Raw genomic sequence first — 12,982 nt, 5'->3', positions numbered from 1 at the left:
TTGCCATGTCACCGATGACAGACCCAAGGCAGGAACAGCACATGGCCGAACGCATTGCCCATCTGACCGATGTCAGCAAGTCCTATGACGTGATCCTTTGCGACGTCTGGGGGGTGATGCACAACGGCATCGATGCCTTTCCGCAGGCATCGGAGGCGCTGACGGCGGCCCGTGCGGCAGGCTCAACCGTGGTGTTCATCACCAATTCGCCCCGTCCGTCGCCGGGCGTCATCGTCCAGCTGCGCGCCATCGGCGTAGCCGACAGCTCCTACGACCGGATCGTCACCTCGGGCGATGTCACACGCGCCCTGATCGCGGAAGGCCCGCGCAAGATCTTCTTCCTTGGCCCGGACCGCGATCTGTCGCTGCTGGATGGTATCGACGTGCAGACGGTTGCGGCAGGCGAGGCGGATGCCATCGTCTGCACCGGGTTTTTCGATGACGAGACGGAGATGCCGGAGGATTACCACGACATGCTCGTGGCGTTCCAGAGGCGTTCGGTCCCGCTGATCTGCGCCAATCCGGACCTGATCGTCGAGCGCGGCCACCGGATGATTCCCTGTGCCGGTGCCGTCGCCGCCTATTATGAGCAACTGGGCGGCGAGACACGTATCGCCGGTAAGCCCCATGCGCCAATCTATGTCGCTGGCCTTGCCGCGGCAGCCGAAGTGCGCGGCGGCCCGGTCGACAAGACCCGCGTGCTGGCCATCGGCGACGGCATGCCGACGGATGTCCGCGGCGCTATCGATGCCGGCCTTGATCTGCTCTACATCTCCGGCGGCATCCATGCCGGCGAATACACCGTCAACGGCAAGCCCGACGAGGCGATCCTGCATGCCTGGCTGAAACGCGAGGGTGCCGCGCCGAAATTCTGGATGCCCCGGTTGGGGTGAGGTGCTGGATGATGAACATGCGGCAAGTCGGTTCGGCACGTAAAGAATGCCTGTCCAGCGATCTGGATACCCCCCTCTGGTCTGCCGACCATCTCCCCCTCAAGGGGGGAGATCGGCTTGAGCCATCGACGTCATGCGCCAGTAGCGATCTTCTGAGTTTTCTTGTGAATGTCGGAGAGCGCGGCATATCGATCTCCCCCCTTGAGGGGGAGATGGTCGGCAGACCAGAGGGGGGTATCCACGCCGCCCAGCGCCGCTTGTCGCTTCCCAGTTCGTTCCGTGGAGACACCGCATGACCGTTTTCCATCGCAACGAAAAGAAGAATCCGCTGCCGGACAATCTCCGGGGCGGCGTCATCGCCATTGGCAATTTCGACGGCGTGCATCGCGGTCACCAGTCGGTGCTGAACCGGGCGCTGGAGCTGGCCGAGGCGCGTGGCGTGCCGGCCCTGGTGCTGACCTTTGAGCCGCATCCGCGCACCGTGTTCAATCCGCAAAAGCCCGTCTTCCGCCTGACGCCCGCGCCCATGCGCGCCCGGCTGCTGCAGGCCATGGGCTTTCAGTCCGTCATCGAATATCCCTTCGATCGCGATTTTGCCGGTCGCTCGGCGCAGGAATTCATCGAGTCGATCCTGATCGACTGGCTGGGTGCCAGCGAAGTGGTGACCGGTTTCGACTTTCATTTCGGCAAGGGCAGGGAAGGCGGCCCGGCTTTCCTGATGCAGGCCGGAAAGGCGCGCGGTTTCGGCGTAACCCTGGTCGATGCCTTCCGAGATGAAGGCGCCGAAGTGGTCTCGTCCAGCCGCATCCGCGGGCTGCTCTCGCAGGGCGCCGTGGTGGAAGCCGCCGGACTGCTAGGCTATCGCTTCACGGTCGAGGCGGAGGTGATCAAGGGCAAACAACTCGGCCGCACGCTTGGTTATCCCACAGCCAACATGGCGCTCGCGCCGGAAGCCGAGCTGAAGCCCGGCATCTACGCCGTGCGCCTGCGCCGCGCCGATGGCAGCCTGCGCGATGGTGTGGCAAGCTTCGGCTACCGCCCGACCGTCACCGAGAATGGCGCGGCCCTGCTGGAAACATTCGTCTTCGATTTCTCCGGCGATCTCTATGGCGAGATCTGCTCGGTCTCCTTCTTCGGCCACCTGCGCGACGAACTGAAGTTCGACGGGCTGGACGCCCTTGTCGTGCAGATGAAGCGCGACGAGGAGGAGGCGCGTGCCCTGTTGCAGGGCGTGTCGCCGATCGGTGACCTGGACCAGAAGATCGCCTTTTGAGAGGCGCATGATTGACGCCGACTGACCCGAAACGCATCAGGAAAACACGCTCATGGCCAGCCCGCCGCGCCGCCCCGTAAATCCCATGGAAGCCGCCGAAGCCCTGTTTAAGCCTGCCAAGAAACAGGCATCACCCGCCGTCGAGCGGCGCGCACCGCCCGAGGTCAAGGAGATGGTGTCGCTGAAGATCGATAGCACGGTGCTGGAGCATTTCCAGAAGGACGGCCCCGGCTGGCAGGACCGCATCAACGACGCGCTGCGGACCTTCGTCAAAGCTAATAGCGATTGACGCTACTCATCCTCAGCAGGCGGCCATAGTCGCGATGTGTGGACGATGGCGAGGATGGTGACCTGTCCGTCTTCTATCTCATAGACCAGCCGATAGCTCGGATGCGGCAGGAGTTCGCGCGTGCCCGCGACCAGGCCGATCCTGCCGGAATGCGGAAACTGCTTAAGCTGGGTGGCCGAGTGCTCGAAGCTGCGATCGATTGCCAGGGCAGCGGATGGATTTTTTGGAGCCAGGTAGTCGAAGATCAACGCACGGTCATTGATGGCCTGCCGCGTCCATCGGACGATCATGCCCCGCTGGCCTTGATGGCCTGTTTCCGACGGGCTGCAAAGATCTGCTCGGCATCTTCAATGGAGACGACGTCGCCTGCCGCCGCATCGCTGCGGCCGCGCGAGACCTTGGCCTCCAGGAAGCTGCGATAGTCGGCATCGACCTTCTGCCGCTCCACATAATCCTGAACCATCGCTTGCAGGACCTCGGTCTGCGAGGTCTGCGCAGAGGTGACGGCTGCCGCGAAGTCGTCAGCCAGCTTGGCATCAAGGTCTATCTGGATATGCGCCTTGTGCGTCATGCCACGTCCGTTCTATGCCCGATTGCCTGAAGAGCACGGATTTTACGCATCTCCTCTGTGTCTGTCCATCTCACCCATCTTGCCCCTTCCTTTCCAAGCAAAAAACCCCTAAAGAACGCGGCGCTATGACGTATTTTTCGGCGGCTCGGATCATTCGAATTATTGGCCCGGCCCTCCCGGTGGCTTGAGAAGCTGCGGGAAGGTCCGGGTTTTTGGCGTTGGGTTTTAAAATCCACGCCCGTCTGCCGCCACTTCAAGACATAAGTCCGCGACCGCTGCGGTCGCCCCATCCGATGGCTGATCCATGACCGATACCCCTGAAAAGTTCGACTATTCCAAGACCCTCTATCTTCCCGAGACCGAATTCCCGATGCGCGCAGGCCTGCCGCAGAAGGAGCCGGAAATGGCGGCGAAGTGGAAGCAGATGGGCCTCTACAAGCAGCTCCGCGCCTCGGCCGCCGGCCGCGAAAAATTCGTGCTGCATGACGGCCCGCCCTATGCCAACGGCAACATCCATATCGGCCATGCGCTGAACAAGGTGCTGAAGGACGTCATCACCCGCTCGTTCCAGATGCGCGGCTATGACTCCAATTATGTGCCCGGCTGGGACTGCCACGGCCTGCCGATCGAGTGGAAGATCGAGGAAAAATATCGCGAGAAGGGCAAGGACAAGAACGAGGTCCCGGTCAACGAATTCCGTCGCGAATGCCGCGACTTCGCTCAGGGCTGGATCAACATCCAGTCGGAAGAGTTCCGCCGTCTCGGCATCGAAGGCGATTTCGACAATCCTTACACCACCATGGCCTATCATTCGGAAGCCCGCATCGCCGGCGAGCTGCTGAAGATCGCCATATCAGGCCAGCTCTATCGCGGCTCCAAGCCGATCATGTGGAGCGTGGTGGAGCGCACCGCGCTGGCGGAAGCCGAAGTGGAATATCACGAGGTCGAGAGCGACACGATCTGGGTGAAGTTCCCGGTTGTGAAGGTTGAGAGACCGAGTAAGTCTGAGGCGGAGGGATTGTCGGATGTCGCGTTTGCCGAGCGTTTGGCTGCATCTCTTCTTGGACCAAAAGAACGCGCCTCCGTCGTCATCTGGACCACCACGCCCTGGACCATCCCGGGCAACCGCGCGATCTCCTATTCGTCGAAGATCGAGTACGGTCTCTATGAAGTCACCGAAGCCGTCAACGACTTCGGCCCGCAGCCAGGCGAAAAGCTTATCTTCGCCAAGCGCCTTGCCGAAGATGCCGCGACCAAGGCCAAGGTGACCTTCAAGCTCGTCCGTGACGTGACCGGCACTGAACTCGCAGCCATCACCTGCGCCCACCCACTCGCCGACCTCGGCTACACCTTCGATGTCCCCCTGCTCGATGGCGACCACGTCACCGACGATGCCGGTACTGGCTTCGTCCACACCGCCCCGTCCCACGGTCGCGAAGACTTCGAGGCCTGGATGGCCAATGTCCGTACGCTTGAAGCTCGCGGCATCGAGGCGAAAATCCCGTTCCCGGTTGATGATGCCGGCTTCTACACCGAAGACGCCCCCGGTTTCGGCCCCTCGTCCGAGGGTGGTGCCGCGCGTGTGCTCGACGACAACGGCAAGAAGGGCGATGCCAACAAGCGTGTCATGGACGCGCTGATCAAGGCCAACAACCTCTTCGCCCGCGGCCGTATCAAGCACGAATATCCGCATTCCTGGCGCTCCAAGAAGCCGGTCATCTTCCGCAACACGCCGCAGTGGTTCGTCTATATGGACAAGACCCTGGATGACGGCACCACGCTGCGTAGCCGCGCGCTCTCGGCCATCGACCAGACCCGTTTCGTCCCCGCTGGCGGCCAGAACCGCCTGCGCGCCATGATCGAGCAGCGCCCGGATTGGGTTCTCTCGCGCCAGCGCGCCTGGGGCGTGCCGATCTGCGTCTTTGCCGATGCCGAGGGCAATGTGCTGAAGGACGAGAAGGTCAATGCCCGCATCCTCGAAGCCTTCGAAAAGGAAGGGGCGGATGCATGGTTCGCCGAAGGTGCCAAAGAGCGTTTCCTCGGCAATGAGCATGACGGCGACAAGTGGCAGATGGTCACCGACATCCTCGACGTCTGGTTCGACTCGGGCAGCACGCACACCTTCACGCTGGAAGATCGCCCTGACCTGAAGTGGCCGGCCGATGTCTATCTTGAGGGTTCCGACCAGCATCGCGGCTGGTTCCACTCGTCGCTGCTCGAAAGCTGCGCCACCCGTGGCCGCGCGCCCTATAACGCCGTCATCACCCATGGTTTCACCATGGCGGAAGACGGCCGCAAGATGTCGAAATCCCTCGGCAACACCGTGACGCCGCAGGATGTGATGAAGGAATCGGGCGCCGATATCCTGCGCCTCTGGGTCATGTCGACCGACTATGCCGAGGACCAGCGCCTCGGTAAGACGATCATCCAGACCAATATCGACGCCTACCGCAAGATCCGCAACACCATCCGCTGGATGCTCGGCACGCTCGCCCATGACCATGGCGACGAGATTGCCTATGCCGATCTGCCGGAGCTGGAAAAGCTGATGCTGCATCGTCTGGCCGAACTCGACCAACTGGTCCGCAAGGCCTATGACGAATTCGACTTCAAGCGCATCGTCCGCGCCTTGTCGGATTTCGCCAATGTCGAGCTGTCGGCCTTCTATTTCGACATCCGCAAGGACACGCTCTATTGCGACGCTCCGTCGAGCCAGAAGCGCCGTTCGGCCCTGTTCGTCATCCGCAAGCTGTTCGACTGCCTGGTCCTGTGGTTTGCGCCAATGATGCCCTTCACCACGGAAGAGGCCTGGCTGTCACGCGACCCCAAGGCCACCTCGGTCCACCTGGAGCAGTTCCCGAACGTTCCGGCGGAATGGTCAAACGAGACCGTGGCCGAGAAGTGGAAGGCGGTCCGCACGGTCCGCCGTGCCGTCACCGGTGCCTTGGAAATCGAGCGCAAGGAGAAGCGGATCGGCTCCTCGCTGGAGGCCGCTCCGGTCGTGCATGTCGCCGACCCGGCGCTGATGGCCGCCCTTGATGGCCTGGATTTCGCCGAGATCTGCATCACCTCGGACATCCAGGTCGTGTCGGGTGATGGTCCGGCAGAAGCCTTCCGCCTTGATGATGGCACCAAGGTCGCGGTGGAGCCGAAATTGGCTGAAGGTACCAAGTGCGCCCGCTCCTGGAAGATCACTAGGGATGTGGGTTCGGATCCTGACTATCCCGAGGTTTCGGCCCGGGATGCTCAGGCCCTGCGAGAATTGGGTGTGACCATTTAACGAAAACTTACCGGATGATTTGCGCTTTCGTGGGTCATCCGGTAAATGTGCCTGAAAATGGCCGGATTTTTGTTCCAGGCAAAATGTATAAGCGTGCGGCAGGGAGTATGCCGGTATGGCTGGAAGGGATTTCATGAGACGGGCAGATGCGTTTCGGGTAGGTGCTGGCGTTTCGGGCTTGCTGTTGGCATGCCTTGGTCTCAGTGGCTGCGTTGGCGGACCGACTTACGGTACCGACAAGACGGCCATGGAGCAGCTTGCAGACGACCTTGGTTCGGCCGTGGCCATTGGCCAGGATCCGAACAAGAACAAGGGCGCCAAATACAATCCCCGCCCGGCGCTCGTCCTGCCGCCCGAACAGGCACGCAACACCCTTGTCCAGCCGCAGCAGTCCGTAGCGAGCAAGGAAAACGGCCAGTGGCTGGAATCGCCTGAGGAAACGCGCCAGCGCCTCGTGGCAGAAGCCGAGGCCAACCAGAACAATCCTGGCTATCGCTCGCCGCTGCTGGCCGGTTACGGCACCTCGGGCACGATGACGGAAAGCCAGAAGTGGGAAGCCTTCCGCGAGGCCCGCAAGATCCAGCAGGGTGCCTATCTCGACCAGCGCCGCTTCCTGACCGATCCGCCGAGCGAATATCGCCAGAGCACGACAGGCAATCTGGACGATCTCGGCGAGCCGGAAGCCCAGAAGGAAAAGCGGCGCAAGAAGGAAGCCGCCGCCGCCAAGCAGGGCAATGACTGGTGGAAGATATTCTGATCAAACAAAGGCCGTGCCGCAAGGCGCGGCCTAATTCTGCAGACCAAGTTTTACTCACCTCGAGCACCGCATTCTCTCGTCATGCCGGACTTGATCCGGCATCCAGCCACGGCGCGTCTGTGCCGTGAGAATAGTCTTTTGCGATCAAGGACTTGATCGCGCTAGATGCCGGCTCGGGGGCCGGCATGACGGTTCACTTTGCGGCTGTGGAGGTACTAACCGGCCCGGCGACGGGTTTGTCAGCAATATGGGCCGTGCCGCTAGGCGCGGCCTTTGTCTTTGGAGACGGCGGTCAAGCCTATGGCAGCCACTTCCCTCCAGCGCGTGAAAGCGGTATCGGTTCCGGCATAATTTGCTCGTCTCAAGGCATGCCATGACCTTTACCATTCGCGATGCCCGGCCCGATGATGCCGGCACCATCCTCCGTTTCATCACCGACCTCGCGATCTTTGAAAAGGCTGGCCATGAGGTCGAGGCGACGGTTGAAAGCCTGACCCGGTCGATCTTTGGCGAAGGCTCCGTGACCCGCGCGGTGATCCTGGAGCATGACGGCGATGCCGCCGGCTTCGCTATCTGGTTCTACAATTATTCGACCTGGCAGGGCCGTAAGGGCCTATATCTCGAAGACCTCTATGTCGATCCCGCCCATCGCGGATCGGGAGCCGGAAAGCTGCTCCTGCGCCATCTCGCCCGCATTGCCGTGGAAGAGGGCTGCGGCCGTTTCGAATGGAGCGTGCTCGATTGGAACGAGCCGGCCATTCGGGTCTATGACGCCATCGGCGCCGAACCCCAGACCGAGTGGATCCGGTATCGCATGACGGGCGAAGCCCTGAAGGCGTTCGCCGCGGGCTGACCCTTATTGTCCCCCCTAAGTTTTTTCCGAATGAGCCGCGGTAGACCTTGCTGTCGTCAGGTCGCGATACCTTCGGCTCAAATAGCGTTCCATGATGTCAAGTATCAGTCGAAAAACCGCCATCAAGTCACTCATCGCCACCGTTGCATCAGTCGTCATTTCAGTCTCGATCGTGCTGCTGCTGGTACCCATCCTCGGTGGTCATCCCGATGGCCCCGGTTTCTGGATGAGCGTTCTCTGCCCCCTGGTCATCGCCGGTCCGGCCTCGACCTGGCAGTTTCACCAGCAGGAGCAGATCGCCCGTGCCCGCGATGAACTGGCCTCCACGCATAGGGCGCTCGACCGGGCGCATCGGGAACTGGCCGACCTGCACACCGCGCTGAGCGAAAGGGCGCGCACCGATGCGTTGACCGGCGGGCTGAACCGCGAGGCCCTGCTTGGCGTGCTGGCTCAGCACAGCCACGCGGAGAGCGGCACCTGTGCCCTGCTGCTGGTCGATGCCGATCACTTCAAGCGCGTCAACGACCGCTTTGGCCATCTCGTGGGTGACGAGGCCCTGCGGCTGATCGGCCGCGCCATGGCCGTCTGCCTGGGCAACCGCGGCATCTGGGGCCGCATCGGCGGAGAAGAATTCGCCATCGTGCTGCCCGGTGCCGATAGCGTCAGTGCCCTCGATATTGCGGAGAAATTGCGGCTGGCGGTGTTTGAGGCGGGCCTCACCCATCAGGGGCTGGCCGTGCCGCTCAGCGTCAGCATCGGCATTGCCCTGCGCCGCTCCCCCTTCGATGCAACGGACCTGTTTCGCATCGCCGATGCCAATCTCTACCGCGCCAAGAACGACGGACGCAATCGCATCGCCGTGGAAGGTGCACCGGACCTGCGATACCGCTCCGAATAGAGCCTTTAGACCTCGCGCTTCTGCTGAAAGAAGGTCTTGAGCAGATCGGCGGCCTCGGTCTCGGCAATACCGGAATAGACGTCGGGCTGGTGATGGCAAGTCGGCTGGCTGTAGAAGCGGGCGCCATGGTCCACCCCGCCGCCCTTGGGGTCGTCAGCGCCATAATAGAGCCGGCGGATGCGGGCGAAGGAAATGGCCGCGGCGCACATGGTGCAGGGTTCCAGCGTCACATAGAGGTCGGCGCCGACAAGCCGCTCCTGTCCGAGCGATGAGGCGGCAGCCCGGATCGCCTCGATTTCGGCATGGGCGGTCACGTCGTTCTTCTCCCGCGTGCGGTTGCCGCCGCGTCCAACAATTGCGCCATCCAGCACCACGACCGCCCCGATTGGCACCTCGCCACGGGCCCCGGCGTCGCGCGCCTCGGCCAATGCGGCCGCCATGAAGCGATTTGTCTCCGCCATCCGCTAATTTTCCCTCTTAACCCCGGCGTCTCGACCTGATAGGACACGGCAAAGCAAGGCAAATATCAAATGACATCCAAAGACAAGCCCCGGCGTCCCGGCGGCAAGCCACCCGAGCGCGATGGTAAGCCCGCGCGCAAGTTCGCTAAACCAGCAGCCACGGCGGCGCCCAAGCCGGCCAAGGGCCGCGCTATCACGGCTGCCGAATCGACAGACGGCGCCAAGCCCGAGCGGATCTCCAAGATCATGGCCCGCGCCGGCGTGGCCTCGCGCCGCGATATCGAGCGCATGATCCTTGAGGGCCGCGTTGCCCTGAACGGCAAGGTGCTCGACACGCCGGTCGTGAACGCCACGCTCGCCGACAAGATCGAGGTGGACGGCGTGCCGATCCGCGGCATCGAGCGCACCAGGCTCTGGCTCTATCACAAGCCGGCCGGCCTGGTGACCACCAATGCCGATCCGGAAGGCCGTCCCACCGTCTTCGACAACCTGCCGGAAGAGCTGCCGCGCGTCATGTCGATCGGCCGCCTCGACATCAACACCGAGGGCTTGCTGCTTCTGACCAATGATGGTGGCCTGTCGCGCGTTCTCGAACTGCCGACCACCGGCTGGCTGCGACGCTACCGCGTGCGCGCCCATGGCGAGGTGGATCAGGCAGCATTGGACAAGCTGAAGGACGGCATCGCCGTCGATGGCGTGCTCTATGGCTCCATCGACGCCACGCTGGACCGCAGCCAGGGTCACAATGTCTGGATCACCATGGGCTTGCGCGAAGGCAAGAACCGCGAGATCAAGAACGTACTCGGCGCGCTGGGCCTTGAGGTCAACCGCCTGATCCGTATTTCCTATGGTCCGTTCCAGCTCGGCGATCTTCCCGAGGGCAAGGTGGTCGAGGTGCGCGGCCGCATGTTGCGCGACCAGCTCGGTCCGCGCCTGATCGAAGAAGCCAAGGCCAATTTCGATGCGCCGATCTATGGCGCAACCGTTACGGAAGATGGCGAGGCTGAGAAGCCGAGCGCGCCCAAGGCGGCGGAAAAGCCGGCCTGGGGCAAGCGCGACAAGCCGGAAGACAAGCGCGAACGCGCCCTGGGCCGCCTGGATACGCGTCGCGACAGCGGCGAGCGTGGGGCGAAACCCGCTTTCAAGCGCGGCGACAAGTTCGAACGGACCGAAGAGGATCGTCCGAAGCGCAAGGCCCCTTTAGGCCAGTCTCGCACGGCCAATGTCTGGATGGCGCCGGGTGCCCGTCCGGTTGCCGAGAAGCAGGCCGGCGCCAAGGATGCCGAGGGCGGACAGAAGCGCACGCCGCGTCCGCGTCCGGAAGGCGCGCCGCAGACCAAGCGCTATGGCCGCGACAAGGACGGTGTTGCCTTGAAGTCCAAGGGCAGGCTGGACCAGGATCGCCGCGGCGGCCCCGGAGCCGAGCGGCCCGATGCCGGCCCGCGCGTGATGGTCAGCCGCATGCGCGACGAGGAAGGCGAGTGGATCCGCGCCGAGGGTCCGGACCGCAGCGCCCGTGACAATGACCGCGGCGGCAAGCGCGGCTTCGGCGATCGTCCGCCAAGGGGCGAGGGCGCGCCGCGCGGTGATCGTCCGCAAAGGGGCGAGGGAGCGTCACGCGGTGACAGGCCCGCGCGTGCCGATGGTCCGAGATCGGAACGCGCCTTTGGCGACAAGCCTCGTGGGGATCGTGCATTTGGCGACAAGCCACGCGGCGAGCGCTCCTTCGGTGACAAACCCCGTGGGCCAAAGCCGTTCGGTGACAAGCCCCGTGGTGAAAAGCCCTATGGGGGAAAGCCCTCTGGCGGCAAATCCTTTGGCTCGAAATCGGCAGGCGAGCGCTCCTATGGCGACAAGCCCGCCGGCAAATCCTTCGGCGGCAAGCCTTCCGGCGGAAAACCCGCTGGCGGCAAGCCCCGTGGCGACAGACCGGATGGGAACGGCCCGCGCGGTGGTTCCGGCAGACCGGGAGGCATGACACGCGGTGCGGATCGTCGGCGGTGAGTTTCGTGGCCGCGTTCTGGCCACGCCCAAGAGCAACGCGATCCGGCCGACCATCGACCGGACGCGCGAAAGCCTGTTCAATATCCTGAGCCATGCCCATCCCGACGTGCTGGATGGCACCCGGGTCCTCGATCTTTTCGCGGGCACGGGCGCTGTCGGCATGGAGGCGCTGTCGCGTGGCTGCCGCTCCGCGCTGTTTGTCGAAAACAGTGTCGAAGGCCGCAGCCTGCTGTGGGAAAACATCGATGCCCTGGGCCTGCATGGCCGCGCCCGCATCCTCAGGCGCGATGCCACGTCGCTTGGCGGCCATGGCAATGTCGAGCCGTTCCACCTCGTCTTCGCCGATCCGCCCTATGGCAAGGGGCTGGGAGAAAAGGCCCTCGTCTCCGCCCATGAGGGCGGCTGGATCGTGCCGGGCGCGCTCATCATCCTCGAAGAACGCGCGGATGTGGCGCCGGCGCTCGATCCGTGCTTCCGCTTCATCGAGGACCGGACCTTCGGCGACACCCGCATTCATTTCTTCGAATACAAACCCTGATACGGATATCTGGAGGCATTGATGGCTGAGCCCGCCGAGTTGGAGACCGCCGCTGCCGCCTCGCGGCTTCCGGTGACCCAAGGTCCGACCGTTGCGCTTGCGCTTGGCGCGGGCGGCGCGCGAGGCCTCGCCCATATCCATGTCATCGAGACCCTGGACGAACTCGGCATCCGGCCGGTCGCCATATCAGGCTCGTCAATCGGCGCGATCATGGGCGCCGGCATGGCGGCAGGCCTCAGCGGTAGGGAGATCCGCGAGCATACGCTGGAGACGATCGGCAAGCGGGTCACCATAGCCAACCGGCTCTGGGCGCTCGGCCCCACCAGCATGCGTGATTCCGTCGGCGGATTTCGCTTGGGCCAGTTCAACCTGGAGCGCATCCTCAAGGCCTTCCTGCCGGATGGCATTCCCGATGATTTTGGCGAGTTGCAGATCCCACTGAAGGTGTTCGCAACAGACTATTTCGGCCAGCGGGAAATTCTCTGCGACAGCGGCAACCTGATCGAGGCGCTGGCAGCCTCGGCTGCCATCCCCGCGCTCTTCATGCCGGTCCGGCTGAACGGCCGCCTGACGGTGGATGGCGGCATCTTCAACCCCGTGCCCTACGAAACCCTGCGCGGTTCCGCCGATGTGATCATCGGTGTCGATGTGGTGGGCGCACCGGAAGGCGAGGAGGGAGCGATCCCCAAGCGCATCGACAGCCTGTTCGGCGCGTCACAACTAATGATGCAGTCCAACATTGCGCTGAAGCTGCAACTTGGCGCACCCGACATCTTCCTGCGGCCGCCGGTCAACCGTTATCGCGTGCTGGATTTCCTCAAGGCGCGCCAGATCCTGGAAGAAACGGAAGTCGTGCGTGAAGAGCTGAAGCGGGCGCTGGACGCGTGCTTCGAACGCCTGGAAAAACTCACGGACTGACGGCAAGGCTGCTGACAAAGGTGCTGTCCCTGCGGGCAACTCCAAATTCCCGTCATCCCGGCCTCCGAGCCGGGATCCAGTGCGATCAAGTCCTTGATCGCGAAAGGCTTCTTTCACGGCGCAGACGCGCCGTGGCTGGATCCCGGCTCGAAGGCACTGCTGTCCGGTTTAAATTTGGTGGACATGGCGCACGGTGTTGATTCTACTTGTGTTCGAGCGTTTGGCGACGATCTCGGACACGAAAGGG

The 12,982-nt window shown here is 63.2% G+C and carries 13 protein-coding genes; 10 read left to right on the top strand and 3 right to left on the bottom strand.

The features are described 5' to 3' along the window. The first annotated feature begins 41 nt into the window (after window positions 1–41). The 3 genes from B9A97_RS25415 to B9A97_RS25400 all read left to right on the top strand — a co-directional run bounded on the left by B9A97_RS25415 (window position 42) and on the right by B9A97_RS25400 (window position 2,455). The gene (locus tag B9A97_RS25415) at window positions 42–893 is read left to right on the top strand and encodes a TIGR01459 family HAD-type hydrolase (protein ID WP_084368631.1); all 852 of its coding nucleotides are present in this window, start codon (window positions 42–44) and stop codon (window positions 891–893) included. 292 nt (window positions 894–1,185) lie between these two features. After that, complete coding sequence (locus tag B9A97_RS25405; RefSeq protein ID WP_084368629.1) at window positions 1,186–2,166, top strand: bifunctional riboflavin kinase/FAD synthetase; 981 nt, start codon at window positions 1,186–1,188, stop codon at window positions 2,164–2,166. Window positions 2,167–2,218: 52 nt separating this feature from the next. Then, a complete protein-coding gene (locus B9A97_RS25400; protein WP_084368628.1) occupies window positions 2,219–2,455 on the top strand; it encodes a BrnA antitoxin family protein in 237 nt (78 codons plus the stop codon). A 2-nt stretch (window positions 2,456–2,457) separates the two neighbouring features. Here B9A97_RS25400 and B9A97_RS25395 read toward each other — a convergent pair whose 3' ends face one another. Both B9A97_RS25395 and B9A97_RS25390 read right to left on the bottom strand, forming a co-directional pair. Beyond that, window positions 2,458–2,745: a type II toxin-antitoxin system RelE/ParE family toxin gene (locus B9A97_RS25395; RefSeq protein ID WP_084368627.1), complete on the bottom strand. Its 288-nt coding sequence runs from the start codon at window positions 2,743–2,745 to the stop codon at window positions 2,458–2,460. After that, the gene (locus tag B9A97_RS25390) at window positions 2,742–3,026 is read right to left on the bottom strand and encodes a hypothetical protein (RefSeq protein ID WP_084368626.1); all 285 of its coding nucleotides are present in this window, start codon (window positions 3,024–3,026) and stop codon (window positions 2,742–2,744) included. The genes B9A97_RS25395 and B9A97_RS25390 overlap by 4 nt, the downstream gene beginning before the upstream one ends. A 304-nt stretch (window positions 3,027–3,330) precedes the next feature. Here B9A97_RS25390 and ileS point away from each other — a divergent pair, with 304 nt between their 5' ends. From ileS to B9A97_RS25370, 4 genes are all read left to right on the top strand, one after another. Continuing rightward, window positions 3,331–6,306 (top strand): isoleucine--tRNA ligase, encoded by a 2,976-nt coding sequence (gene ileS, locus B9A97_RS25385; protein WP_084368625.1) that lies wholly within the window; start codon window positions 3,331–3,333, stop codon window positions 6,304–6,306. Window positions 6,307–6,439: 133 nt separating this feature from the next. Beyond that, entirely contained in the window at window positions 6,440–7,063 is a 624-nt protein-coding gene (locus B9A97_RS25380; RefSeq protein WP_084368624.1) for a hypothetical protein, read from the top strand. Window positions 7,064–7,436: 373 nt separating this feature from the next. Then, entirely contained in the window at window positions 7,437–7,916 is a 480-nt protein-coding gene (locus B9A97_RS25375; RefSeq protein WP_084368623.1) for a GNAT family N-acetyltransferase, read from the top strand. 91 nt (window positions 7,917–8,007) lie between these two features. Next, window positions 8,008–8,814, top strand: a complete 807-nt coding sequence (locus B9A97_RS25370) for a GGDEF domain-containing protein (protein ID WP_084368622.1) — start codon at window positions 8,008–8,010, stop codon at window positions 8,812–8,814. Between the two features lie 5 nt (window positions 8,815–8,819). On the opposite strand, the gene B9A97_RS25365 is transcribed toward B9A97_RS25370, so the two are convergent. Next, entirely contained in the window at window positions 8,820–9,275 is a 456-nt protein-coding gene (locus B9A97_RS25365; protein WP_084368621.1) for a nucleoside deaminase, read from the bottom strand. Window positions 9,276–9,344: 69 nt separating this feature from the next. On the opposite strand from B9A97_RS25365, the gene B9A97_RS25360 reads away from it, so the two are divergent. From B9A97_RS25360 to B9A97_RS25350, 3 genes are read left to right on the top strand one after another with little or no spacing between them, the layout of a single operon-like run. Then, a complete protein-coding gene (locus tag B9A97_RS25360; protein WP_084368620.1) occupies window positions 9,345–11,279 on the top strand; it encodes a pseudouridine synthase in 1,935 nt (644 codons plus the stop codon). Continuing rightward, the gene (gene rsmD / locus B9A97_RS25355; protein ID WP_084368619.1) at window positions 11,260–11,817 is read left to right on the top strand and encodes a 16S rRNA (guanine(966)-N(2))-methyltransferase RsmD; all 558 of its coding nucleotides are present in this window, start codon (window positions 11,260–11,262) and stop codon (window positions 11,815–11,817) included. Before B9A97_RS25360 ends, rsmD begins: the two co-directional genes overlap by 20 nt. 21 nt (window positions 11,818–11,838) lie before the next feature. Next, on the top strand, window positions 11,839–12,735 hold the full coding sequence (locus B9A97_RS25350; RefSeq protein WP_084368618.1) for a patatin-like phospholipase family protein: 897 nt from the start codon (window positions 11,839–11,841) through the stop codon (window positions 12,733–12,735). The last annotated feature ends 247 nt before the right edge of the window (window positions 12,736–12,982 follow it).

This window comes from Rhizobium sp. RU36D (assembly GCF_900176345.1).
Lineage (GTDB): Bacteria > Pseudomonadota > Alphaproteobacteria > Rhizobiales > Rhizobiaceae > Allorhizobium.
The sequence above is the reverse complement of the archived record's forward strand: the minus strand, read 5'-3'. Positions and strand labels throughout refer to the sequence as shown.

Bases quoted from the DNA above. Each gene is read 5' to 3' on its own strand.
- B9A97_RS25415 (WP_084368631.1), top strand. From the start codon at position 42: ATGGCCGAACGCATTGCCCATCTGACCGATGTCAGCAAGTCCTATGAC.
- B9A97_RS25405 (WP_084368629.1), top strand. From the start codon at position 1,186: ATGACCGTTTTCCATCGCAACGAAAAGAAGAATCCGCTGCCGGACAAT.
- B9A97_RS25400 (WP_084368628.1), top strand. From the start codon at position 2,219: ATGGCCAGCCCGCCGCGCCGCCCCGTAAATCCCATGGAAGCCGCCGAA.
- B9A97_RS25395 (WP_084368627.1), bottom strand. From the start codon at position 2,745: ATGATCGTCCGATGGACGCGGCAGGCCATCAATGACCGTGCGTTGATC.
- B9A97_RS25390 (WP_084368626.1), bottom strand. From the start codon at position 3,026: ATGACGCACAAGGCGCATATCCAGATAGACCTTGATGCCAAGCTGGCT.
- ileS (WP_084368625.1), top strand. From the start codon at position 3,331: ATGACCGATACCCCTGAAAAGTTCGACTATTCCAAGACCCTCTATCTT.
- B9A97_RS25380 (WP_084368624.1), top strand. From the start codon at position 6,440: ATGAGACGGGCAGATGCGTTTCGGGTAGGTGCTGGCGTTTCGGGCTTG.
- B9A97_RS25375 (WP_084368623.1), top strand. From the start codon at position 7,437: ATGACCTTTACCATTCGCGATGCCCGGCCCGATGATGCCGGCACCATC.
- B9A97_RS25370 (WP_084368622.1), top strand. From the start codon at position 8,008: ATGATGTCAAGTATCAGTCGAAAAACCGCCATCAAGTCACTCATCGCC.
- B9A97_RS25365 (WP_084368621.1), bottom strand. From the start codon at position 9,275: ATGGCGGAGACAAATCGCTTCATGGCGGCCGCATTGGCCGAGGCGCGC.
- B9A97_RS25360 (WP_084368620.1), top strand. From the start codon at position 9,345: ATGACATCCAAAGACAAGCCCCGGCGTCCCGGCGGCAAGCCACCCGAG.
- B9A97_RS25350 (WP_084368618.1), top strand. From the start codon at position 11,839: ATGGCTGAGCCCGCCGAGTTGGAGACCGCCGCTGCCGCCTCGCGGCTT.